At 73.6% G+C, this 23628-nt stretch carries 20 protein-coding genes; 11 read left to right on the top strand and 9 right to left on the bottom strand.

What is annotated here, in order from left to right; translation table 11 throughout:
* Positions 1-10 precede the first annotated feature (10 nt).
* The 3 genes from AC0AIB_RS06635 to AC0AIB_RS06625 all read right to left on the bottom strand — a co-directional run bounded on the left by AC0AIB_RS06635 (position 11) and on the right by AC0AIB_RS06625 (position 3793).
* Positions 11-877: an aminoglycoside phosphotransferase family protein gene (locus AC0AIB_RS06635; protein ID WP_328343379.1), complete on the bottom strand. Its 867-nt coding sequence runs from the start codon at positions 875-877 to the stop codon at positions 11-13.
* A gap of 291 nt (positions 878-1168) precedes the next feature.
* Positions 1169-2539, bottom strand: coding sequence for an FAD-dependent oxidoreductase (locus AC0AIB_RS06630; RefSeq protein ID WP_465096230.1), 1371 nt, complete (start codon positions 2537-2539; stop codon positions 1169-1171).
* 114 nt (positions 2540-2653) lie between these two features.
* Positions 2654-3793: a carboxylate-amine ligase gene (locus AC0AIB_RS06625; protein WP_328343383.1), complete on the bottom strand. Its 1140-nt coding sequence runs from the start codon at positions 3791-3793 to the stop codon at positions 2654-2656.
* Positions 3794-3997: 204 nt separating this feature from the next.
* Here AC0AIB_RS06625 and lysX point away from each other — a divergent pair, with 204 nt between their 5' ends.
* From lysX to AC0AIB_RS06590, 7 genes are all read left to right on the top strand, one after another.
* Positions 3998-7369, top strand: a complete 3372-nt coding sequence (lysX, locus tag AC0AIB_RS06620) for a bifunctional lysylphosphatidylglycerol synthetase/lysine--tRNA ligase LysX (protein WP_328343385.1) — start codon at positions 3998-4000, stop codon at positions 7367-7369.
* Positions 7366-8025, top strand: a complete 660-nt coding sequence (locus AC0AIB_RS06615) for a DUF998 domain-containing protein (RefSeq protein WP_465096229.1) — start codon at positions 7366-7368, stop codon at positions 8023-8025. The genes lysX and AC0AIB_RS06615 overlap by 4 nt, the downstream gene beginning before the upstream one ends.
* On the top strand, positions 8022-8918 hold the full coding sequence (locus AC0AIB_RS06610; RefSeq protein WP_328343389.1) for an alpha/beta fold hydrolase: 897 nt from the start codon (positions 8022-8024) through the stop codon (positions 8916-8918). Before AC0AIB_RS06615 ends, AC0AIB_RS06610 begins: the two co-directional genes overlap by 4 nt.
* A gap of 10 nt (positions 8919-8928) precedes the next feature.
* Positions 8929-9237, top strand: coding sequence for a DUF6412 domain-containing protein (locus AC0AIB_RS06605; protein WP_328343391.1), 309 nt, complete (start codon positions 8929-8931; stop codon positions 9235-9237).
* Between the two features lie 129 nt (positions 9238-9366).
* Positions 9367-10104 (top strand): YidC/Oxa1 family membrane protein insertase, encoded by a 738-nt coding sequence (locus AC0AIB_RS06600; RefSeq protein ID WP_328343393.1) that lies wholly within the window; start codon positions 9367-9369, stop codon positions 10102-10104.
* Between the two features lie 77 nt (positions 10105-10181).
* Positions 10182-11618, top strand: coding sequence for a carbohydrate-binding protein (locus tag AC0AIB_RS06595; protein ID WP_465096228.1), 1437 nt, complete (start codon positions 10182-10184; stop codon positions 11616-11618).
* A 266-nt stretch (positions 11619-11884) separates the two neighbouring features.
* Entirely contained in the window at positions 11885-13447 is a 1563-nt protein-coding gene (locus AC0AIB_RS06590) for a cellulose binding domain-containing protein (RefSeq protein ID WP_465096227.1), read from the top strand.
* A gap of 105 nt (positions 13448-13552) precedes the next feature.
* On the opposite strand, the gene AC0AIB_RS06585 is transcribed toward AC0AIB_RS06590, so the two are convergent.
* Positions 13553-14224 carry a DedA family protein gene (locus AC0AIB_RS06585; protein ID WP_328343399.1) on the bottom strand — a complete coding sequence of 224 codons (672 nt, stop codon included), beginning with the start codon at positions 14222-14224 and terminating at the stop codon, positions 13553-13555.
* Positions 14225-14328: 104 nt separating this feature from the next.
* Positions 14329-14943 (bottom strand): DUF1349 domain-containing protein, encoded by a 615-nt coding sequence (locus AC0AIB_RS06580; RefSeq protein WP_465096226.1) that lies wholly within the window; start codon positions 14941-14943, stop codon positions 14329-14331.
* Between the two features lie 77 nt (positions 14944-15020).
* On the opposite strand from AC0AIB_RS06580, the gene AC0AIB_RS06575 reads away from it, so the two are divergent.
* Both AC0AIB_RS06575 and fabG read left to right on the top strand, forming a co-directional pair.
* Positions 15021-16673, top strand: a complete 1653-nt coding sequence (locus AC0AIB_RS06575) for an alpha-amylase family protein (protein WP_328343403.1) — start codon at positions 15021-15023, stop codon at positions 16671-16673.
* Positions 16674-16771: 98 nt separating this feature from the next.
* Entirely contained in the window at positions 16772-17530 is a 759-nt protein-coding gene (gene fabG / locus AC0AIB_RS06570; RefSeq protein WP_328343404.1) for a 3-oxoacyl-ACP reductase FabG, read from the top strand.
* A 78-nt stretch (positions 17531-17608) separates the two neighbouring features.
* On the opposite strand, the gene AC0AIB_RS06565 is transcribed toward fabG, so the two are convergent.
* A complete protein-coding gene (locus tag AC0AIB_RS06565; RefSeq protein WP_328343405.1) occupies positions 17609-18070 on the bottom strand; it encodes a hypothetical protein in 462 nt (153 codons plus the stop codon).
* Positions 18063-18467: a hypothetical protein gene (locus AC0AIB_RS06560; RefSeq protein ID WP_328343407.1), complete on the bottom strand. Its 405-nt coding sequence runs from the start codon at positions 18465-18467 to the stop codon at positions 18063-18065. The genes AC0AIB_RS06565 and AC0AIB_RS06560 overlap by 8 nt, the downstream gene beginning before the upstream one ends.
* Positions 18468-18694: 227 nt before the next feature.
* On the opposite strand from AC0AIB_RS06560, the gene AC0AIB_RS06555 reads away from it, so the two are divergent.
* Positions 18695-19594, top strand: coding sequence for a Gfo/Idh/MocA family protein (locus AC0AIB_RS06555; RefSeq protein WP_328343409.1), 900 nt, complete (start codon positions 18695-18697; stop codon positions 19592-19594).
* A 181-nt stretch (positions 19595-19775) separates the two neighbouring features.
* On the opposite strand, the gene AC0AIB_RS06550 is transcribed toward AC0AIB_RS06555, so the two are convergent.
* On the bottom strand, positions 19776-19967 hold the full coding sequence (locus AC0AIB_RS06550) for a DUF2795 domain-containing protein (RefSeq protein WP_328343411.1): 192 nt from the start codon (positions 19965-19967) through the stop codon (positions 19776-19778).
* A gap of 92 nt (positions 19968-20059) precedes the next feature.
* Here AC0AIB_RS06550 and AC0AIB_RS06545 point away from each other — a divergent pair, with 92 nt between their 5' ends.
* Entirely contained in the window at positions 20060-21316 is a 1257-nt protein-coding gene (locus AC0AIB_RS06545) for an erythromycin esterase family protein (protein WP_328343413.1), read from the top strand.
* A 127-nt stretch (positions 21317-21443) separates the two neighbouring features.
* Here AC0AIB_RS06545 and AC0AIB_RS06540 read toward each other — a convergent pair whose 3' ends face one another.
* A complete protein-coding gene (locus AC0AIB_RS06540; RefSeq protein ID WP_328343415.1) occupies positions 21444-23627 on the bottom strand; it encodes an MMPL family transporter in 2184 nt (727 codons plus the stop codon).
* Position 23628: the final 1 nt, after the last annotated feature.

Below are 23628 nucleotides of genomic sequence, written 5' to 3'. Positions count from 1 at the left end.
GGTGCCGGGTTCAGTGGCCGTCGAGCAGCCAGCGGGCCACCTCCACCTGGTTGGTGAAGACCGTGTCGCCGTCCAGGCTCCAGGCGAGGCAGTGCGCGATCGTCCAGCCGGCCACCCGCTCCCGGTCCAGCCCGAGCGCGCCCGTGATCCGGTCCAGCCGCCGCCGTACCGCCCCGGGGGAGTGCCCCAGCTCGACGCCGCGCACGATCGGCACCACTGCGAACTCCCGCTCGCCCAGCAACGGCTTGGGGTCGATCACCAGCCACGGTTCGCGGGTCGCCCGCAGCACGTTGCCGGCGTGCAGATCCTGGTTGACGAGCACCTGCTCGCCCTGGCTGCCGGCCAGCCCGTCGAGCCGGTCGAGGGCCGCGTCGACGAGTCGCCGCTCGTACGGCCGGCCGGCCCGTTCCCACTTCTCGGGCAGCCGGTGCCGCCAGCCGGTGGCCTCCTCGGCGAGCGGGATGAACGGCCCGGCCGGCCGCCGCCACAGCCGGGGCAGCAGCGCGGCGACCACGTCCACCGCCTCGTCGGAAGGGAGTTCGTGCAGGGGTGAGCCGGGTCGGCACCGCTCCACCAGCAGCGCCCGTCGCTGCGGGTCGTGAGCGAGAAGCCGGACCGCCGCCTCGCCGTCCCAGTGCGCCAGCGCGTCGGCCTCGTGCCGGCTGTCCGGGTCCGGGTACTGCAACTTCAGCACCGCCGAAGTGCCGTCGGGCAGCTCGGCCGGCATCGCCAGCGAGGCGAACGCGTAGGGGAAGGGCCTGCCGAGCCGCAGCGACCACTGCTGCGCGCACTCGTCCCGCCACCGGGGCAGCACCGCCAGCCACTCCCGCCCGTCGGGTTGCTGCCGCACCCACGACAACCCCGCCGGAACCTCCACCCGCCCATTGTGGCGATCGTGGAGTGTTGTTGCTGAACTGGCGACTGGCTATAGCGACAACAACTCTCCACAAAGGCAACAGCACGACGGCAGCAACGCGGGCGTCGCCGTGCGGGCCGGTGCCGGCGTGGGGGTGGTGCGAGCGTGCGGGGTGGTGCGAGCGTGCGGGGTGGTGCGAGCGTGCGGGGTGGTGCCGGCGTGCGGGGTGGTAGGCCGCGATGGTGTGGCGCGGGGAAGGCTGCGGGCCGGGCGGGGGTGCAGCGCAGAGACGGTGGGCGGGGGGATGGCAGGTCAGCGGTCGAGGGCGTCGACGGCCTTGCGGGCGGCGATCAGCACCGGGTCCCAGACCGGGGCGTACGGCGGGGCGTAGCCGAGATCGAGGGCGGTCATCTCGTCCACAGTCATCTCGTTCCACAACGCCACGGCCAGCGCGTCGATCCGCTTCGCCGCCTCGGAACGACCGACGATCTGCGCGCCGAGCAGCCGCCCGGTGGGCCGCTCGGCGATCAGCTTCACCGTCATCGGCTGGGCCCCCGGGTAGTAACCGGCCCGGTTGGTCGACTCGGCGATCACCGAGACGAACTCGAACCCGGCCGCCGCGGCGTCCCGTTCCCGCAGCCCGGTACGCCCCACCTCCAGGTCGCAGACCTTCGTCACGGCGGTGCCGATCACGCCGGGGAAGGTGGCGTACCCGCCGCCGATGTTGATCCCGGCGACCCGGCCCTGCTTGTTGGCGTGGGTGCCGAGCGGGATGTGCACCGACGTGCCGGTGACCCGGTGCAGGGTCTCCACGCAGTCGCCTGCCGCCCAGACGCCGGGCACCCCGGGCACCCGCATCCGGCGGTCCACCCGTACCCCGCCGGACTGACCGAGGGGGAAGCCGGCGGCGGCGGCGAGCGCGGTGTTGGGGCGTACGCCCAGGCCGAGGACCACGACGTCGGCCGGCACCGGGCCGGCGGAGGTGACCACCGCGGACACCCGGCCGTCGCGCTGCTCGACCCCGCTCACCGTGACGCCGGTACGGATCTCGATGCCCAGCTCGCGCATTGCCCTGGCGACCAGGCCGGCCATGTCCTCGTCGACGGTGGCCATCGGCTGCTCGGCCCGTTCGACCAGGGTGACGGTGAGCCCGCGCTGGATCAGCGCCTCGGCCATCTCCACCCCGATGTAACCGCCGCCGACGACCACCGCGCGGCGGGGTGCCGGGGTGCCGTCCAGCCAGGCACGTAACCCCGCCGCGTCGTCGAGGGTCTGGATGCCGAAGATGCCGTCGACGTCTTCGGTCGCCCAGTCGGGCAGGTTGGGGACCGCGCCGGTGGCGTACACCAGGGTGTCGAACCGTTCGTGGACCTCGCCGCCGTCGTCGAGCCGGCGGGCGGTGACCTCCCGACGGTCGAGGTCGATGCCGGTGACCTCGGTACGCAGCCGCACGTCGATGGCGAAGTCGTCGCGGAAGGTGGCCGGGTCGCGGGCGATCAACGCGTCCCGCTCCTCGACCAGGCCACTGATCCAGTACGGGATGCCGCACGCCGAGTACGACGTGAAGTGTCCCCGCTCGAACGCCACGATCTCCAGGTCGTCGCTGCCCCGGCGGCGGCGGGCCTGGGAGGCCGCCGCCATCCCGGCGGCGTCCCCACCGACGACGATCAGCCGCTCTGCCACGATGCCCAGTCTTCCACGCGCCGGCCGAGCACGGGCCGGTCAGCGGCACGACGGCCGCCCCCGGACCACCTGCCGACGGGCCGACCAGCGACGGGCCGGCCAGCGGCACGATGGTCAGCCACGGGTCTGCCGGGCGACCTCGGCGACCACGTCCTCCAACCGACCCGACCGGGCGAACACGGCCCGCTGCCGGGCGGCCCCGGTGCCGTGCCGACGCAACCCGGCCAGCAGTTCGGTCACCTCGGCCAGGTCGTCGTGCGCCTCCAGCGCCGGACGGACCCGCTCGACCAGCCGGTCCACCAGCTCCCAGGCCGGGCGCAGCTCACCGTTGGCCAGGTCGACGCCGTCGCCCTCCAACCCGTCGTGGGCGGCCCGCCAGTGCGCGGCGACCAGCATGTGATGGTCGGTGTTCACCGCCGGGCGGCCCGCCGCCACGTCGTCCATGGCGGTGGCGACCAGCGCCCGGACCAGCCCCGCCACCAGCACCGCGTCGTCCACCGAGGGGCAGACGTCACCGATGCGGACCTCCACGGTCGGGTACTTCGCCGACAGCCGGGCGTACCAGTAGAGCATCCCCTCGTCGAGCATCACCCCGCTGGCGATCAACTGCCGGATCAGCCGCTCGTAGTGCTCGGACGACTCCAGGTAGGGGGTGGGCGCCACCGAAGGCCAGCGCTCCCACTCGACGGAGCGCCAGCTCGCGTAGCCGGTGTCGACGCCCTCGGAGAACGGCGAGTTGGTGGTCATCGCGTGCAGCACCGGCAGCCACGGCCGGATGTGGTTGAGCACCTGCACCCCGGTGTCCGGATCGGGAACACCCACGTGTACGTGCATGCCGTTGTTGCCGGGGCCGGGCACCAGCAGCCGGAACCGCTCGATCATCCGGTCGAAGCGGGGCTTGTCCACCACCGGCGGCACCGGCCCCGCCACCGGACCGGTCCCGATGGCCAGCACCCGTACGCCGGCCCGCTCGGCGGCGTCGGCCAGCGCGGCGCGCAGCACGCCCAGCGAGTGCCGGATCGAGCTCAGCTCCAACCCGGGCGGGCTGCCGATCTCGATCTGGCTGGTCTGGAACTCCCGCTCCACCTGCCCGCGCAGCTCGGCCGGCACCTGCGCCATGACCAGGTCGATGGCGGGCACCGCGGCACCGGTGTGCGGGTCGACCAGGAGGAACTCCTCCTCCACGCCCACCGTGAGCCGGTCGACCCCGGTCTGCTCCGGAGCCGTCGCCCCGGCCGCCACCCCACTGGTCATCGCCCATCACCGTCCGTCCCGTCGGGTCGCGGCGGGTTTCGCCGCGGTGTCGCCCGGCCCATTACCCAGAGTGTCCGGCGGGGAAAACGCGACACGGCGGGCCATCGCGCCGGATGCTTACCATGACCCGGTCCGCCGACCGGTGCCGTGGCGCACCCCCGCCCCGACCGGGTGGGCCGGGGCCGGCGACGTGAGGGAGGTCAGGTGACCCCGACGACGGTGTCCCAGGTCGCGGCCCCGCCGGTCCACCCCGGCCACACCGGCCGCCCGGGCCACCCCGCCCGGCCGTCCGCGCCGGACTGGCGGCGGCAGGTGCCCCGGATGTTCGCGGCGCTGCTGTGGTTCATCGCCGCGATCTGCGCGCTGGCGGCGGTGAGCAGTGCGGCCAACGCCGAGTTCCAGCCGGTGCGGACCACCATCGACACGCTGCTGGTGCCTGCCCCCGCCAACCTGGCGTACGCGGTGTTCCTGGGCACCCTCGCCGCGGCGGTGCTGCGGCGTAAACGGCTGGCGTACTGGGTGCTCGTCGTCTACTTCACCCTCAGCCTGGTCGTCGGCGCGCTGGCCGGTCTGCTGCTGGTGACCGTCGGCGCGGACCGGCTCACCGACGACGCCGGGCGGCGGATCTTCGACCTGATCGACACCGTGGGCGTCTGGGTGGGCATCGGCTTCGCCGCCGCCGCGCTGGCCCTGCTGCTGGCCGCCCGGCGGGAGTTCTACGCCCGGGTCCGCAGCGGCAGCACCCGCCGCGCCCTGGGGGTGTTCTTCGGCCTCGCCGCGGGCGCCGTCGGGCTCGGCTACCTGCTGCTCACCGCCGTGCCCGGCAGCCTGCGCAGTTGGCTGGACCGGCTCGGGTACGCCATCGAGAAGGTCTTCGGCGGGGCGATCACCCTGGACGTCACCCGGCACGGTCAGGCCCCCGGCTGGGTCAACCTGCTGCTCGGCGGGATGGGCGCGGTCGCCTTCCTCGCCGGCCTGTTCACCCTGCTGCGCTCGCAGCGCGCCGCCGCCGTGCTGCACCCCGACGAGGAGCAGCGGATCCGGGAGCTGCTGGCCCGCTACGGCGAGCGGGACTCGCTCGGCTACTTCGCCACCCGGCGCGACAAGGCGGCGATCTTCTCGGCCAGCGGCAAGGCGGCGCTGACCTACCGGGTGGTCAACGGGGTGAGCCTGGCCAGCGGCGACCCGGTCGGCGATCCGGAGGCGTGGGGGCCGGCCATCACCGCCTGGCTGGAGCAGGCCCGGGAGTACGCCTGGACCCCGGCGGTGATGGGGGCCAGCGAGGTCGGCGCGCGGGCCTACCACAGGCACGGGTTGAAGGTGCTGCAACTGGGCGACGAGGCGATCCTGCTGGCCCGGGAGTTCGACCTGGGCGGGCGGGACATGCGTCCGGTCCGGCAGGCGGTGCACCGGGTCGAGCGGGCCGGGCACACCGCGCTGGTCCGTCGGCACGCCGAGATCCCGCCGGACGAGCTGGCCGACCTCGCCGCGCTGGCCACCCGCTGGCGGGACACCGAGCACGAGCGCGGCTTCTCGATGGCGCTGGGCCGGCTCGGCGACCCGGCCGACGGCGACTGTGTGCTGGTCGAGGCCCGGGACGGCACCGGCCGGGTGCGGGCGCTGCTGTCGCTGAGCCCGTGGGGCGCCGACGGGTTGTCGCTGGACCTGATGCGTCGGGACCGCACCGCCGACAACGGGGTCACCGAGTTCATGGTGGCCGCGCTGCTCGGTGCGGCCCCCCGGCTGGGCGTCGAGCGGGTGTCGTTGAACTTCGCCGTGTTCCGGTCGGTCTTCGAGCAGGGTGCCCGGATCGGTGCCGGCCCGGTGATCCGGCTGTGGCGGCGTACCCTGCTGTTCTTCTCCCGCTGGTGGCAGTTGGAGTCGCTGTACCTGTCCAACGCCAAGTACCAGCCGCACTGGACGCCCCGCTACCTGTGCTTCGGCGAGCGGCGGGAACTGGCCCGGGTGGGGTTGGCCGCCGCCGTCGCCGAGGGCTTCCTGGCGTTGCCCGGTGGCCGCCCGTCCCCGCTGTACGGGGCACCACCGGCCGGTGGTGGGGTGGGGTTCGTGCCGCCGGAGGCCGCAGTGGTGCACGCGGTCAGCCCGGAACCGGCCCGCGAGCAGCTTCCCGAGCAGGTCCGGGTGCGTCGGGCGAAGCTGGACCGGCTGCGGGCGGAGGGCGTCGAGGCGTACCCGGTGGGGTGGCCGCGTACCGACGGGTGCGCGGCGGTGCGGCAGCGGCACGCCGGGCTGGCCCCGGACACCGGCACCGGGGAGACGGTCTCGGTGGCCGGGCGGGTGCTGCTCGTCCGCGACCACGGCCGGGTCTGCTTCGTCACCGTCCGTGACGGCAGTGGCGACCTGCAACTGATGCTGGAGAAGGAGCTGGACCGGTGGCGGGCCACCGTCGACATCGGCGACCACGTCGGCGCGACAGGCGAGGTGTACGCCACCCGGCGCGGCGAGGTGTCCGTGCGGGTGGCCGACTGGCGGCTCACCGCCAAGTGCCTGCGCCCGCTGCCGGACAAGCACCACGGCCTGGCCGACCCGGAGGCGCGGGTCCGCCGCCGCTACCTGGACCTGGCGATCAACCCGTCGGCGCGGGAGCTGCTGCGGGCGCGCAGCGCCACCCTGACCAGCCTGCGGCGGACCCTGGTGACCCGGGACTTCCTGGAGGTGGAGACGCCGATCCTGCAACGGGTGCACGGCGGCGCCAACGCCCGTCCGTTCGTCACCCACAGCAACGCCTACGACCTGCGGTTGACCCTGCGGATCGCCCCCGAGCTCTATCTGAAGCGGCTCGCCGTGGGCGGCGTCGAGCGGGTGTACGAGTTGGGTCGGGTGTTCCGCAACGAGGGCGTCGACTTCAGCCACAACCCGGAGTTCACCGTGCTGGAGGCGTACCAGGCGTACGCCGACTACCACGACATGCGGGAGCTGGCCCGGGAGTTGATCGTGGCGGCGGCGGTGGCGGTGCACGGCGCTCCACTGGCCCGTCGACCGGGCACCGGTGAGCTGGTGGACATCGGTGGGCCGTGGCCGGTGCGCACGGTGCACGAGGCGGTCTCCGCCGCGCTGGGCGAGGAGGTCACCGTGGACACCGACGGGGCCACCCTGCGCCGCCTCGCCGACGGCGCCCGGGTGCCGTACGACCCGGGTTGGGGGCGCGCCGAGCTGCTGTCGGAGCTGTACGAGCGGCTGGTCGAGGCGGTCACCGACGTGCCCACGTTCTATCTGGACTTCCCGACCGAGGTCTCGCCGTTGACCCGTCAGCACCGGGTCGACCCCCGGCTGGCCGAGCGGTGGGACCTGGTGGCGTTCGGGATGGAGCTGGGCACCGCGTACTCGGAGCTGGTCGACCCGACCGAGCAGCGGCGGCGGTTGACCGCCCAGTCGCTCAAGGCGGCCGGCGGCGACCCGGAGGCGATGGAGCTGGACGAGGACTTCCTCACCGCGCTGGAGTACGCGATGCCGCCGACCGGCGGGTTGGGGCTGGGCGTGGACCGGCTGGTGATGCTGCTGACCGGCCGGTCCATCCGGGAGACCCTGCCGTTCCCGATGGTCCGCGAGTCGTGAACCGCCCCCGCGCGGCCCGGGCCGGGGCGGCGGTGGCGCTCGTGCTGGCGGCGGTCTGTTACGCCTCCTGGCTGCTCGGCCCGGTGCTCAACCCGGGGCTCGACCCGGTCGGCAGCTACCTCAGCGAGCTTGCCGCGCGGGACCAGCCGTACCACAGGCTCTTCCAGCTGGGCGACGTGGCGACCGGGCTCTGTGCGGCGGTGGCCGGGCTGCTGCTGGGCCGGGTGGCCCGGGACGTGCCACGGCCGGCCTGGTGGGGGTTGCTGCTCTTCGGAGTGGCCACCGCCGTGGACGGCGGCTGGACCACGATGGACTGCGCACCGTCGGTGGACGCCCGCTGCGCGCGGCTGGAGGAGCTGGGCGAGCTGTCCTGGCGGCACCAGGCGCACACAGTCACCTCGTCGGTGGCGGTGGCCGGCGCGCTGCTCTCGGTGGTGGCGATCCTCGCCGTGCTGCGTGGCCCGGCCCGCCGCCGGGCCGGGCTGGTGGTGGCGGTGGTGCTGCTGGTCGGCACGGTCGGGACGCTGATCGCCGCGGTGCGCCCCGAGTGGGGGTTGGGCCTGTGGCAGCGGACCCAGTTGACCGGGCTGTCCGGCTGGCTGCTGCTCGCCGCCGCCGTCGCCCGCCTGGGTCCCCGCCCGGAGGAACCCCGGTGACCGGCCGGCCCGGCGACCGGCCCGCCGCCGACCGGGCGGCGCAGGGTGGCGTGACCGGTCGGTCGGGCGGGGCCGGTGGGCCGGGGGTGCTGCTCTGCCCGGGGATGGGGGAGGGGGCGGAGACCTGGGACCGGCTGGCCCCCCTGCTGCGTGCCGCCGGCTACCGGGTGGGCCGGCTGGACCGGCCGGGGCCGGAGGACTTCCGGGTGCCCACCCTCGGCGACGAGGTGGCCCGGATCGCCGCGGGGGTGGCCGGGCTGGAGCGGCCGGTGCTGGTGGCCCACTCGGCGGCGGCCCTGCCCGCGGAGGCGTACGCCCGGCGGCATCCGGGGCGGCTGGCCGGGCTGGTGCTCGCGGATCCCAGCCTGGCGGCACCGCGCCTGGCGGACCCGGGCGGGACCCGGGCAGCGGGCTGGGAGCGGTTGTCGGCGTGGTCGGCCGGCGCGGTGGCGGCGGCCGCCCCGATGGTGGCCGGGGCGCTGGACCGGTCGGGGCTGGTCCGTCGGGTCGGCCCGTGGGCCTGGCATCGGGCGGTACGCCGGATGAGCGTCCGGCCGCCCGACCCGGCGGCGGCGGTGCCGTACGGCTCGGCGGCGGTGCTTGTCGGCGCGCTGGTGCAGTGGCTGGCGCATCCGGCGGTGGCGGCGGAGCTGGTGGCGCTACGCGAGGTGACGGCGGCACCGACGCTGCCGGTGCGGGTGCTGACCGCGCTCGGCGACGTGCCCACCCCGGTTGGTCGGGCGGCGTGGCGGGCCGGGCACGCCCGGCTGGCGGCGAGCTTCCCGGCGGGCCGGCAGGAGGTGTTCCGGGACGCCCGGCACCTGCTGCACGTCGACCGGCCGGCGACGGTGGTCGAGGCCGTCGCGGCGGTGGGACGTGACAGCGGGTCCTAGTCTGGTGCGCGTGCCGGGTCTGCGGGTGGTGACGGGTCTGTGGGCGTACGCGCTCATCGGGCTGACGCTGTTCGCGGACCGGCCGGGCGACCTGCTGGCCGGTGCGGCGGTGGTGGCCGCGCTGTTGCTCGTCGTCCTGCTGGCGGCGCGTCCCCGCCCGGTGACCGGCCCCGGGCTCGGGCGGCGGGCGGTCGGGCTGCGGGACCGGGCCCGACGTCGACGGGTGCCCCGCCAGGTCGACCCGGACGCGGCGGGCCGACCCCGCCCCCGGGCACCCGGGCGTTGCTCTCCGGTCGGGTGGTCCCCGGTCGCGGGCTGACCCGCGCGCCGCCGACCCCTGACCGATTCCGTCGTCATCCGTCCCTGCGGTGCACGGGCCGGCGTCCCCTGGTGGGCCGCCGGCAGCCGTCCCGTGCGGACTTCCGGAATCGGACCGAGGGGTTCCTCCATGCTCGCCTTCTCACCTGTGCACGACGCGGCTGTCGCCGCGGGTTCCTTCGTCGGCTGGCTCGCCGAGCTGCTGACGCCACTGGGCGGGGTCGCCACCGCCGCCGCCATCGTCCTGTTCACCGTCGCCGTCCGACTGCTGATCTCGCCGCTCACCGTCGCCCAGGTCCGCGGGGAGCGGCGTCGCGCGGCGCTCGCCCCGCAGCTCCGCCAGCTCCGGCAGCGGTACGCGGGCGACCCGGCGAAGCTGCAGTCGGAGATGTTCGCGCTCTACCGCCGGGCCGGCGCGTCGCCGGTGGCGGGGTGCCTGCCGGCTCTGCTCCAGGCGCCGTTCTTCCTGGTCATGTACCGCCTGTTCGGCACCGGGGACGGTGCTGCCGGGTTGCTCGACGCGCGGCTGGCCGGGGTGCCGCTGGGCTGGCACCTGGGCGACGGGCTGTCACCGTCGGTGCTTGTGGTCTTCGGGGTGCTGCTGGCGGCCCTGCTCGGGTCGGCCCGGTTCCTGTCCCGGCGGGCCCAGCGGACGGCCGCGTCGGCAGATGCCCCGACGGATCAGCCGGGGGCGGCACTGCTGGCCCGGGTGATCCCGCTGCTGCCGTATGGCACGGTGCTGGTGGCGTTGGTGGTGCCGTTGGCGGCGGTGCTCTACCTGGTCACCACCACCGGGTGGACGGCGGCCGAGCACCTGCTGCTGCGCCGGCCACAGTCGGAACTCGTCGAAGCCATCGACGAACGTTGACAAGCAGCGGGGCGGGAGCGTAGAAAACCGCTCAGAGAGCGCTCTCTAGCTCCCGTCCCCCTCGGAGAGGCATCCCGATGAACGCTGTCCCGGCGGCCCCGGTCGCCCCCACCGCCCCGCGCCGGTCCCGCCGCCGGCTCGCCCTGGCGGTCACCCTCGCCACCGCCACCGCACTGACCGGCCTCTCGGTCGCGGCACAGGCCGCCGTCCCGACGCCGCCGTCGGGGTGGAACCTGATGTGGAGCGACGACTTCACAGGTGCGTCCGGCACCCTGCCGTCCTCGGCCAACTGGATCGTGGACACCGGCACCAGCTACCCCGGCGGCCCGGCCAACTGGGGCACCGGCGAGATCCAGACGTACACCGGAAGCACCGCCAACCTGGCCCAGGACGGTGCCGGCAACCTGCGGATCACCCCGCTGCGCGACTCCGCCGGCCGGTGGACCTCGGCCCGGATCGAGACGGTCCGCACCGACTTCAAGCCCCCGTCCGGCGGGGTGCTGGCGATCGAGGGGCGAATCCAGATGCCCAACGTCACGGCCGCCCAGGCGGCCGGCTACTGGCCGGCGTTCTGGGCGCTCGGTGCGCCCTACCGGGGCAACTACCAGAACTGGCCGGGCATCGGCGAGATCGACGTGATGGAGAACGTCAACGGGCTCAACCAGGTCTGGGGCGCGCTGCACTGCGGGGTCGCCCCCGGTGGCCCATGCAACGAGTTCAGCGGGCTCGGCGCCACCCGGGTCTGCCCCGGCAGCGCCTGCCAGGCCGCCTTCCACACCTACCGCACCGAGTGGGACACCTCGGTCAGCCCGCAGCAACTGCGCTGGTACGTCGACGGGCAGCTGTTCCACACCGTCACCGAGACCCAGGTCGGTGCGACCTACTGGGCGCAGATGACCGGCCACGGCGGCTACTTCCTGCTGCTCAACGTGGCGATGGGCGGCTCCTTCCCGGACGGGGTGGCCGGCTACGTCACGCCGACCGGCTCGACGGTCTCCGGTCGGCCGATGCTCGTCGACTACGTCGCGGTCTACCGTCGGGGCGGCGGCTCCAACCCGACGCCGACCCCCACCACGCCGGCCCCGACCACGCCGCCGCCGTCCGGCACCGTGGACGCCTACGGCACGATCCAGGCCGAGGCGTTCTCCGGGCAGAACGGGGTCGCGGTCGAGACGTGTGCCGAGGGCGGGCAGAACATCGCCGCGCTGCGCAACGGCGACTGGGCCCGCTACGACAACGTGGACTTCGGCACCGGCGGGCCGCGCGACTTCCTGGCCCGGGTGGCGTCCGGGGCGGCCAGCGGGGTGAGTGGCCTGGTCGAGGTCCGGTTGGACAGCCCGACCGGCACCCCGATCGGTAGCTTCGCCCTGGCCAACACCGGTGGCTGGCAGAGCTGGCGGTCGGTGCCGGGCAACGTTTCGGCGGTGACCGGCCGGCACAGCGTCTACCTGACCTTCAGCAGCGGCCAGTCGGCCGACTTCGTCAACGTCAACTGGTTCACCTTCCGTCGCTGAGTCGGCAGTCGGGGTCCGTGCCGCGTCGGCACGGACCCCGTTGGCCCGTCGGCCGGTGCGGCCGGTGCGCGGTGCGGCCGGGGGCTGGGCCGGCGGGGAAGTTGTCCGGCGCTGGACATTAACAGTTAAGAGTCTTAATAATAGGCGGACGTAGACAACCGTGGATCGGTCCATCGGTCGTCCCGGCGGTCCCGCCCCCGGACCGCGCCCCCACCGGCCCGCGCAGGCGGGCCGGTCACCCCCGCTCCGGTCCCTGGAGGCCACCCGTGAGACTCCGCTCCCCCCGCGCGGCCACCCTCGCCGTCGCGCTCGCCGCTGCCCTGGTCGCCGGCACGCTCGTGGCCCCGCCGGCCGCGTCCGCCGCCACCGCCGCCTTCGTCCGCACCGCCAGCTGGAGCAGCGGGTACGAGGCGAAGTTCACAGTCACCAACGACACCTCGACCGCGATCAGCTCGTGGAACGTCCAGTTCGACCTGCCGTCGGGCAGCGCCGTCGGCTCGTTCTGGGACGCCCGGCTGACCAGCTCCGGCCAGCACGTCACCGCCCTCAACCAGAGCTGGAACGGCAGCCTCGCACCGGGTGCCAGCACCACCTTCGGTTTCGTCGTCGCCGGCACCGGCGACCCGACCGACTGCACGGTCAACGGCGGGGCCTGCACCGGCGGCGGCCCCGGCAACCCGACCGGCCCGGCCACCCCCGGCGGGCTGCGGGTCACCGGCACCACCGCGTCCTCGGCCACGCTGGCCTGGAACGCCGTCCCCGGCACGGTCACCGGCTACCGGATCTACGAGGGCAGCACGGTGAAGGCCACCGTCACCGGCACCTCCACGACCGTCTCCGGGCTGGCCACCTGCTCCGCGCACAGCTGGACCGTCACGGCGTACAACTCGGTAGGCGAGTCGGCGAAGTCGGCAGCGGTCTCGGCCACCACCACCGGCTGCACCGGGGGCACCGGCCCGATGGCCGCCGCCCCCTACCTCTACCCGGGCTGGGGTGACCCGCCCGCACCGGCCACCGTGATGGGGGCGACCGGGGTCAAGTGGTTCACCGTCGCGTTCGTGCTCTCCGGTGGAGGCTGCACCCCCGCCTGGGACGGTTCCGGCCCGCTCACCGGTGGCGCGCACGCCAGCACCATCGCCGCGATCCGGGCGGCCGGCGGCGACGTCATCCCGTCGTTCGGCGGGTGGAGCGGCAACAAGCTCGGCCCGAACTGCGCGTCGGCAAGCGCCCTCGCCGGGGCCTACCAGCAGGTGATCAACGCGTACGGCCTGAAGGCGATCGACGTCGACATCGAGAACAGCGACGAGTTCGAGAACGAGGCGGTGCAGGACCGGATCCTCGGCGCGCTGAAGATCGTCAAGCAGAACAACCCGGGGATCAGGACGATCGTCACCTTCGGCACCACGACCACCGGGCCGTCGTACTACGGCACCCGGCTGGTCAGGCAGGCAGCCGCGCTCGGTGCGAACATCGACACCTTCACCATCATGCCGTTCGACTTCGGCGGCGGGGCGAACATGTACCAGAACTCCGTCGATGCCGCCGAGGGGCTGAAGAACACCCTGAAGTCGGCGTTCGGCTGGTCCGACGCCACCGCGTACGCGCACATGGGCATCAGCGGCATGAACGGCCTCTCCGACCAGCAGGAGCTGACCTCGCCGGCCACCTGGACCCAGATCCGGGACTGGGCCAAGGCCCCGGGGCTGTCCCGGTTCACCTTCTGGGCGGTCAACCGGGACCGGCCCTGCCCGGGTGGCGGAGTGGTCGCCAACTGCTCCGGCATCGCCCAGAACACCTGGGAGTTCACCTCGATCACCGCGAAGTTCTGACCGACGCCGCCCGAGGGACCGGCCGGTTGCGGCGGGCAGGTCTCTCGGGCCGAGCGGTCGCTCGGGCGGGGCGACCCGGTGGGGTGGCCCGGTGGGGTGGCCCGGTCAGTGGTCGGCGGTCGCCGACTGCCTGTCGTTCCGGTCGCGCCGGGAGCGGATCTTCTTGCCGGCCCAGCTCACGATCATGACGGCGAGGACCGCGAAGATGGCGTAGTTGAACCAGTCGCTGTACTTCTCGACGTCCTGCCAGCGCGAGCCCAGCGTGTAGCCGAGACCGACGACCAGCGCGTTCCACGCCCCGCTGCCCAGCGTGGTGAGCAGGACGAACTCGCCCATCGGCATCCGGTTCGCACCGGCCGGGACGGAGACCAGGCTGCGGACCACGGGCACCAGCCGGCCGATCAGCACCGCCCACCGGCCGTGCCGCTCGAACCAGCGGTCGGCCTTCTCCAGGTCGTCCCGGTCGACCAGCGGGATGTGGTCCAGCCAGCGCTTGAGCCGCTCCTCGCCGAGCGCGGCACCGAGCCAGTAGAGCACCAGTGCGCCGACCAGCGAGCCGACCGTCGCGGCGAGGACGATCACCACCAGGTTGAACCGGCCCTCGGCGGCGAGGTAACCCGCCATCGCCAGCACGATCTCGCTGGGGATCGGCGGGATGATGCTCTCCAGCGCCACCAGGAAGGCGACACCGGCCGCGCCGAGGGCGTCGATCACGCTCGCCACCCAGCCGGTCAGCCCGGTGAACTGGTTCGGGTCGACGTCCTGGGCGAGGGCCATCGTCGTCCTCCTCGGTGCCGGTGGGATCGGACAGTGGTACCCGCCCGACCACCGCTTACACCTGCGGGTGGGCCGGGCCACCCTGTCCCGCCCTGACCCGAGGCTCAGTCCGTCGGGTGCAGTTCCCGGTCCGCCGGCCCCTGCCGCCAGCCGGTGAACCGGACTGTCAACCCGCCCCGGGAGGGCGAGCAGCAGAACGGCCCGGCCAGCGCGACCGCGTCCGGGGCGAGCGGAGCCAGCCGGACCAACCGCCACCCCTCGTCGTCGGTGCGGGCCCGGACGGTCAACGCGTCGCCGTCCCGGCTGACCCGTACGGTCACCACGCGCCCGGTCCAGTCCGGCACCGGGGCCACCGACCAGTCCGAGAACTCCCTGGTGACCACCGCGCCGACCTGCGGCAGCCCGTCGCTGATCTCCACCCCGGCCTTCACCCAGTTCCGCTCGTCCACCCGGACCAGCACCCCGGCCTGGTCGAACTGCGCCGTGTAGTCCAGCACGAAGCTTACCTCGACCGCGCCGCTGGCGGGCAGCGCAGCGAGCAGCGCCGGCCCGTCGTCGTGGACGAAGCCGTAGCCGGTGTGCCGCCACAGGTCGCTCTCCGCCCCCGGCTCCACCAGCAGTCCACCGTCGTCGGTCCGGTCCACCCGCACCGGTGGGTGCGACCACCGGCCCTCGTCCCAGTCCACCGTGCGGGAGCCGTCCGTCGGATGATCAGCCATCCCGGCACCGTACCCCGGACCTCGCGGGAGGAGGACTCGCGTTTGCGGCGACGGCGGAACGGAGACATTAGGCCGGCATGGGTGACAGGTGGTACTCCGAGGCAGTCGTCTACTGCCTCGACGTCGACACGTACGCGGACTCCGACGGTGACGGGGTCGGTGACTTCCGTGGCCTCATCGGCCGGCTCGACTACCTGGCGCGGCTGGGGGTGACCTGCCTCTGGCTCAACCCGATCCATCCCTCGCCCAACCAGGACGACGGGTACGACGCGACCGACTTCTACAACGTCGACCCACGACTGGGGACCCTCGGCGACTTCGCCGAACTGCTGCACCAGGCGCAGAACCGGGGGATCCGGGTGATCATCGACCTGGTGGTCAACCACACCTCCGACCAGCACCCGTGGTTCCAGTCGGCCCGATCCTCGCCCGACTCGCCGTACCGTGACTGGTACGTCTGGGCCGACCACGAGCCGGCGGACCGGCACCAGGGCATGGTGTTCCCGGGCGAGCAGCACGAGACGTGGAGCTACGACCGGACCGCCAAGGCGTGGTTCTACCACCGCTTCTACAAGTTCCAGCCGGACCTGAACATCGAGAACCCGAAGGTCCGCGCCGAGATCAAGAAGATCACCTCGTTCTGGCTCCAGCTCGGCGTCTCCGGGTTCCGGATGGACGCCGTGCCGTTCATCATCGAGCAGACCGAGCCGGGCAACCCGGACGCGCCCAAGGACTTCGACTTCCTCACCGACCTGCGCCAGCACGTGCAGTGGCGGCGCGGCGACGCGGTGCTGCTGGCCGAGGCGAACGTCGAACCGGACCAGTTGCCCGTCTACTTCGGCGACGGCAGCGGCTCGGGCAACCGGATCCACATGCTCTTCGACTTCATGCTCAACGGCCGGCTGATGCTCGCCCTCGCCCGGGAGGACCCGGAGACGATCGTCGACGCGCTGCGCGACACCCCGAAGCTGCCCACCGGCGGCCAGTGGGCGACCTTCCTGCGCAACCACGACGAGATCGACCTGTCCCGGCTCACCGCCGACCAGCGCAACGACGTGCTGGCGAAGTTCGGGCCGGACGAGAACATGCAGCTCTACGGCCGGGGCATCCGGCGCCGGCTCGCCCCGATGCTCGGCAACGACCGCCGGCACATCGAGCTGGCGTACGCGCTCCAGTTCTCGCTGCGCGGCACGCCGGTGCTGCGTTACGGCGAGGAGATCGGGATGGGCGAGAACCTGGCGCTGGACGGGCGCAACGCGATCCGTACCCCGATGCAGTGGTCGTACAAGGAGAACGCGGGCTTCTCCACGGCCGACCCGGAGAAGCTGATCCGCCCGGTGATCGACCAGGGTGACTTCGGTTACCAGCAGGTCAACGTCACCGCCCAACGGGGTGACCCGAAGTCGCTGCTGGCCTGGTTCGAGCGGATGATCCGCACGCTGCGGGAGGCCCCCGAGATCGGCTCCGGCTCGACCTCGCACATCGACGTGCCGATGCCGGCCGGGGTGCTCGCGCACCGCGCCGACGGCCCCACCGGCACCATGGTCTTCCTGCACAACCTCGGCACCGAGGACGTCGAGGTGGACCTGGGCACCCTGGCCGCCGAGGCGGACCTGCCGATCGACGTGCTCACCGACCGGGGTTACGGCGACGTCGGCAAGCTGGACAGCCTGAAGCTGGGCGGGCACGGCTACCGCTGGATCCGGCTCTGCCGTTCCGCCACCTACTGACCGGAGTATCCGCCGGCGGCCCGGTCGCTGACCGGGCCGGCCGGCGTGCCGCTGGGTTAAGCTCCTCCGATCGAGCCACAAGTTACCGGGAGGTAGTCGTGTCGGAGGAGCCCCGCGTCGCCATCGTGACCGGAGCCGCGCGCGGCATCGGCGCGGCCACCGCCAGTCGGCTGGCCGCCGACGGGATGGTCGTCGCCGTGGTCGACATCGAGGAGCAGGCGACCAGGCAGACGGTCGACGCGATCACCGCCGCCGGTGGTCGGGCGCTCGGGGTGGGTGCGGACGTGGCCGACCGGTCCCAGGTGGAGGCCGCCGTCGAGCGGATCGCCACCGAGCTGGGCGGGCCGACCGTGCTTGTCAACAACGCCGGGGTGCTGCGGGACAACCTGCTGTTCAAGATGACCGACGCCGACTGGGACACCGTGCTGGGGGTGCACCTGCGCGGCGCGTTCCTGTTCAGCCAGGCCGCCCAGCGGCACATGGTCGAGCGGAAGTACGGCCGGATCGTCAACCTCTCCAGCACCTCGGCGCTGGGTAACCGGGGCCAGGCCAACTACGCGGCGGCCAAGGCCGGCCTGCAGGGCTTCACCAAGACCCTCGCCATCGAGCTGGGGCCGTTCGGGGTGACGGTCAACGCGGTCGCCCCCGGCTTCATCGTCACCGACATGACCGCCGCCACCGCCGCCCGGATGAAGGTCGACTTCGACGACCTTCAGAAGCACGCCGCCGCCGAGATCCCGGTCCGCCGCCCCGGCCGTCCGGAGGACGTCGCGCACACCATCTCGTTCCTGGTCAGCGAGGGCGCGTCCTTCGTCTCCGGCCAGGTCGTCTACGTGGCCGGCGGCCCGAAGGACTGACCGGCGCGTTCCGCCACCGCCGTCCGGTCCGCACCGGGCGGCGGTGCCGGTCAGGCGGTGCCGGTCAGGCGGTGCCGGTCAGGCGGGCGGGCGGGCGTGGGGGCCGGTGGTGGTGCGGGTGCGCCGGAGCCAGAGCAGCCCGAGCACCGGCAGCACCAGCGGGATGTAGCCGTACCCGCTGCCGAAGCCGGACCAGACCGTCTCGTCGGGGAAGAGTTCGGCGTCGACCAGGCTGAGCACCCCGACGCCGACCACCCCGACCAGCTCCACCGAGCAGCAGGCCAGCGCGACCCGCCGGCCGGTGTGACCGGCGCGGGCCAGCCCGACCGCCGCCACGATGTAGATCAGCGCGGCCACCGCCGAGAGCAGGTACGCCACCGGCGCCTCGTCGAACCTCGTGGCGATCTGGAGCCCGGCCCGGGACGTGGCGGCGATGGCGAACAGGATGTAGACGGCGATCAGCAACCGCCCCGGCCCGGTGTTGGTGGCCCGCGCCGGCCCGGCGTCGGTGGCGCGCTCCGCCGCCCGGGGGTCAGCCACCGACGACCTCCCAGGTCTGCTGGAGCCGGACCACGACCACCGGGACGACCAGGCAGACCGCGCAGACGATCGCCGACCCCCACCGGGTCGGCTCCATCCGGGCCAGCACCCAGGCCAGCGGGGGCAGGCAGACGAGCGTCACCAGGTACCCGAAGAACGCGCCCGGCTCGCCGGCCCGTTCACCCCCGGCGACGGCGACCAGGGCCAGCCCGGTCAGTGCGAGCAGCGCCAGCTCCAGCAGGCCCAGGCCGACGGACTGCGCCAGGTCCGGCGGCCGGTGCCGGACCGCCGCCACCAGAGCCCACAGCGCCAGTACGAGCGACAGCACGATCGCCGCCGTGGCGGGGACTCCGTCCACCGGCGAACCGGCCGCCGCCGCGCCGGTCATCGCGGACATCCGATGGGTGTGTCGGTCACCGGCACAGCCTACTAACCGGCGTAGTACTCGCCGCCGTCCAGGTCCCGGGTCAGCGGGATCCGGGCGGGTCGGGCGGCCTGCCGCAACGAGGCAACCCTGCTCCCGTCCCGGGGACCGGCCGCGTCGGCTGCGGCGACCGGGGTGGACGACTAGCGTGGGTCACGGTCACCGCATCGGGTGGCCGACGACGACACCGGGGGTACCTCGTGCTGCGGTTCGGCCTGTTCGGCACCGGTCACTGGGCGGCGCAGACGCACGGCGCGGGGCTGGACGCGCATCCGCGCGCCGAACTGGCGGGTGTCTGGGGGCGCAACCCGGAGCGGGCCGGCGCGTTGGCCGCCCGGCACGGCGTACCGGCGTTCGACGACGTCGACGCGCTGCTCGACGCGTGTGACGCGGTGGCCGTGGCGCTGCCCCCGGACGTGCAGGCCGGGATCGCCGTCCGGGCCGCCACCGCCGGCCGGCACCTGCTGCTCGACAAGCCGCTGGCACTGGAACCCGCCGAGGCGGACCGGGTGGTCGACGCCGTGCAGGCCGCCGGGGTGGCCTCGGTGGTCTTCTTCACCCAGCGGTTCCTCCCGAACATCGACGGTTTCCTCACCGCCACCGCCGCGGCCGGTGGTTGGCAGCACGCCCGCGCCACCCAGTTCGCCTCGATCTACCAACCCGGCAGCCCGTACGGCGACTCCCGCTGGCGGCAGGAGCAGGGGGCGCTGTGGGACATCGGCCCGCACGCGCTGTCGATCGTCCTGCCGGTGCTCGGCCGGGTCACCCGGGTCGCCGCGATGGACGGCCCCGCCGGACTGGTGCATCTGCTGCTCACCCACGACGGGGGTGCCACGAGCGCCCTGTCGTTGACCCTGGACGCCCCGCCGACGGCGGTCACCCGGGACTACGTCTTCTACGGCGAGAACGGCACCGGGTCCGTCCCGCCGGGCGACGGCAACGCGCTGACCGCCTTCGGCACGGCCCTCGACCAACTGCTGGGGCAGATCGACTCGGGCGACCGGGACCACCTGTGTGACGTCCGCTTCGGCCGGGAGGTGGTGGCCGTCCTGGCGGCGGCGGAGACCGCCCGCGCCGAGGCCCGCACCGTCGACCTCTGAGCCCGGTGGCCGGAACGTCTCAGTACCTGCCGGCCAGGTAGTTCCAGACCGACCGCCCGTGCAGCCTGTCCGTACCGTCGCCGAGCCGGCGACACGGACCCGTGGCGCCCCGCCCGGACCGCACCGCGCGACCGGCACCGGGCCCGGGTCGGTGGCCGTCGGCGGTGACCCCGTCCGGGTGTCAGCTGTGGGTGACCAGGGCCTGGTTCAGCTCGGCCGGGTCGTCGAACTGCTCGGCGGGCAGGGCGCGCAGCAGCTGGAGCAACTCGGTGCTCGCGCCGTTCTCCTGACCCCAGCGGACCAGGTCCTCGCGGGAGACCGGGTAGTCGAGGCCGGCCAGGTACTCCTGCAACTGCATGCCGGTGACGCTCATGCCGCCCGGCTACCCGTTCCACCCGTCGCCACACCGCACGGGCCCGGCAGGATCAGCGGTTTGTCCGCCGATCCTGCCGGGTAGCCCCGCCCATGCTGGTACAGCGGCTCGGTACGCCGAGCGACTTCGACCCGCTGGTGGAGCGCGTCCGGGACGCCCGCGTGGTCATGATCGGCGAGGCGACGCACGGCAGTCACGACTACTACCGGTTGCGCGAACAGCTCACCCGACGGCTCATCGCCGAGCAGGGGTTCGACTTCGTGGCGGTGGAGGGGGACTGGCCGGACTGCGACCGGGTGCACCGGTCGGTGGTGGGTGCACCAGGCGGCGCGGCGGACCCGCGTACCGCGCTGGGGCGGTTCACCCGCTGGCCGACCTGGATGTGGGCCAACGCCGAGGTGGACCGGTTCTGCCGCTGGCTGCGGGCCTGGAACCTGGAACGTCCGGAGCGGGAGCGGGCCGGCTTCCACGGGCTGGACGTCTACAGCCTCTGGGAGTCCATGCAGGCCATCTTCGACTATCTCGGCGAGGAGGACCCGCACGCGATGGAGGCGGCGCAGGACGCGTACCGGTGCTTCGAGCCGTACGGCAGGCGGGTCGAGGAGTACGGCGCGGCCAGCCGGTTCGTCTCGGCGCGCTGCGAGGAGGAGGTGATCCGGCTGCTGACGCGTACCCGGGCCCATGTCGCCTCGGACGGCCCGGACGCCTTCGCGGCCTGGCAGAACGCGGAGGTGGTGGCCGGTGCGGAACGGTACTACCGGGCGATGGTGCACGGCGGACCGGATTCCTGGAACGTGCGGGACGTCCACATGGCCGACACCCTGGACCGGCTGCTGACCCGCTACGGCCCGGGGTCCCGCGGGATCGTCTGGGCGCACAACACGCACGTCGGGGACGCCCGGGCCACCGACATGGCCGACGACGGGATGGTCAACATCGGTCAGCTCGCCCGGGAGCGGCTGGGCCGCGAGGCGGTGGCGCTCATCGGTGTCGGCGGCTACCGCGGGACGGTGGTCGCCGCCCCGCACTGGGGTTCGCCGGCCGAGGTGATGACGGTGCCGCCGGCCCGGGAGGGCTCGGTGGAGCAGCGGCTGCACGAGCTGCTGCCGGAGCGGGCGGTGCTCGTCTTCGGCGACCCCGACCAGCCCGACTGGGCCACCGACACCGCCGACCACCGGGCCATCGGGGTGGTCTACGACCCGACCTTCGAGAGCTGGGGCAACTACGTCCCCACCCGACTGGCCGACCGCTACGACGCCTTCGTCTGGTGCGACACCTCCACCGCCCTGCACCCTCTGCCCACCCCGTCGCGGGTGGCCGAGCTGGAAACCTACCCCTCCGGCCTCTGACCCCATCCCACCGCCCGGTGTCCGCGCGCCCAGGCGTCGCCGTGTCGGTGGATCATGGAGTTGTGGTGCCCGGTTGGTGGGTTTTCACCACCGTTGTCCGGCACCACAACTCCATGATCGACAGTGGTCAGGCGTCGACCGGCTGCTTGTCGAGGTGGGCGCGGAGGCCTTCGCCCTCGATGTCGACGTTGGGGAGGACCTTGTCGAGCCAGCGGGGGAGCCACCACGCCCTGGTGTTCAGCAGGGACATCACGGCGGGGACGATGGTCATCCGGACCACGAAGGCGTCGATGGCGACACCGACCGCCAGCGCGAAGCCCATCGATTTGATCACCGGGTCGTCGAGGAAGACGAAGCCCCCGAAGACCGACATCATGATCAGCGCGGCGGCGGTGACCACCCGGGCACCGTGCCCCATCCCGTTGATGGTGGCCTGGCGGGCGCTGTCGCCGTGCACGAAGTCCTCCCGCATCCGGGAGACCAGGAAGACCTCGTAGTCCATGGCCAGACCGAACAGGATGCCGATCAGCAGGATCGGCAGGAAGCTGATCAGCGGGGCCGGGCTGTCCAGACCGACCAGGCCGGCGAGGTGACCCTGCTGGAACACCGCGACCGTGATGCCGAAGGTCGCGGCCACCGTGAGCAGGAAGCCCAACGCCGCTTTCACCGGCACCAGGATCGACCGGAAGACCAGCATCAGCAGCAGGATCGACAGCCCCACCACGAGCAGCAGGTAGACCGGCATCGCGTCGGCGAGCTTCTCGGACACGTCGATGCCGATCGCGGTCACGCCGGTCAGCAGCACCTCGGCGTTGCCGACCGAGCCGACCCGGTCCCGGATGTCGTGGACCAGCGTCTCGGTGGCGGCGTCGGTCGGGCCGCTCTTCGGGATCACCCCGATCAGCGCGGTCCGTCCGGACGGGTCGAGCTGCGGCGGGGCCACCGCCAACACCCCTTCGGTACGCTGGACCAGCGCCGTCACCTGCGGCACGGCGGTCGCGGTGTCCTGCGGGGAGTCCGAGGTGACCACCACGGCGAGCCGGCCGGTGAAGCCCGGGCCGAAGCCCTCCCGGATCAGGTCGGCGCTGGTCCGGGCCGGGCTGCCCACCGCGGCGGTGCTGGCGTCCGGCAGGGCGATCCGCATGTCCTGGGCCGGCAGGGCGAGCAGCCCCAGGCCGAGCAGGCCGACCAGGATGACCGGGATGCGCAGCCGGGTGATCCAGTGCGCCCAGCGGAACCCGAAACCGGAGCGGTCCTCGGCGGCCGGCGCGGCCCGGTGGGCCGGTCCGGTCCCGGCGTTGCGCAGTTTACGGGGGAGGACCCGGCGGCCGGCGAAACCGAGCAGCGCCGGGGCGAGCGTGATCGCCACCAGCACCGCCACGCTCACCGTGCCGGCGGCGGCCAGACCCATCACGGTGAGGAACGGGATGCCGACGACGGCGAGGCCGGCGAGCGCGATGACCACTGTGGCGCCGGCGAAGAGCACGGCGGAACCGGCGGTGCCGACGGCCCGGCCGACCGCCTCCTCGGGGGTGAGCCCTTCGAGCAGGTGCTGTCGGTGCCGGGAGGTGATGAACAACGAGTAGTCGATGCCGACCGCCAGGCCGAGCATCAGGGCCAGGATGGGCGCGGTGCTGGTCAGCTCGACCGCACCGCTGAGGGCGAACAGGCCGGCCATGCCGACCCCGACGCCGATCAGCGCGTTCAGCATGGTCATCCCGGCCGCTACCAACGAGCCGAAGGTGACGATCAGGACGATCGCGGCGACCAGTACGCCAAGCGCCTCGGTCGAGCCGACCTCCGGCTCGGAGTTGAGCACCTCACCGCCGGGGGCGATCTGCCAGCCCCGCGCCTCGGCCTGCGCGCCGACCTTCTCGTACGCCTCGCGCTGGTCGTCGGTGACCTCGTCCCCGCCGGTGGCGAACTGCACCTGGATCAGGGCGTACCGGCCGTCGGGGGTGATCGCCTGGGACTGGTACGGGTCGACCGCGCCGACCACGCCGGGCAGCGTCGCCGACTCCTGGACGACCCCCTTGACCACGGCCTGCCCCTCGGGGGTGGTCAACTGGCCGTCCGCGGGTGCCTTCACCGCGATGGTGCCGGTGGCGCCGCTGGCCGCCGGGAAGCGCTCGGCGAGCAGGTCCAGCGCCTGCTGGGACTCGGTGCCGGGCATGGTGAAGTTGCTGGCGGTCGGGCCCTTCAGGGTGGCCGCGGCGATGCCGAGGCCGACGAGTACGACGAGCCAGACGGCGACGACGAGTCGCCGGCGGCGCAACGATGCCCGGCCTAGCCGGTACAGCAGGGTCGCCATC

Source organism: Micromonospora sp. DSM 43699 (assembly GCF_055517075.1).
This window is presented reverse-complemented; position numbering and strand designations above follow the sequence as displayed.